This window comes from Vibrio sp. 03_296, assembly GCF_002265885.1.
Window position 1 is genome coordinate 1 of sequence record NZ_NPKW01000903.1, and the last position, 478, is coordinate 478.

A 478-nucleotide genomic window follows, 5' to 3' on the forward strand; every position below is an offset into this window, starting at 1 on the left:
CCCTCTCTCCCAATTTTGATGCTCTTGCAACCTTGACTGGACGCGGTCGTGGTTGTAACCGCGCGTTCCGATTCACCGATTTACGATTTTATCTCTCGCTATTTTGCGCCGTGGGTTGGTGTCAACGAGGATCCCGTGACCGGCTCAACTCACTGTGCCCTCGCGGGTTACTGGGGCAGTAAACTCGAGAAGGATTATCTTGCGGGCTATCAAGCGTCCGCTCGTGGTGGTCGCATCGAAATGGCTTTGCTTCCCTATCAACGCGTGAAACTGATCGGCACTGCGGTCACGACCCTCAAAGGCCAGCTGCTTATCTAGTCTTTGCGCCGTAAAGAGCGCTCTGTCAGTCGCTAAATCATTCAGCCACCTAGCGCTTGAAAAATTGGGTGGCTGAAAACTGACGAAGCCCTGTCGATTTTGTTTGCCAGAATCGGCATACTGACTTCCCCCCGAACTGATGGATATCTSTGTGGCTATT

General features: G+C 52.6%; 1 pseudogene. It reads left to right on the top strand.

Features of this window, described 5'->3' with window-relative positions:
• Nucleotides 1-318: pseudogene (locus CIK04_RS28735) on the top strand (PhzF family phenazine biosynthesis protein); the annotation flags it as partial.
• Nucleotides 319-478 lie beyond the last annotated feature (160 nt).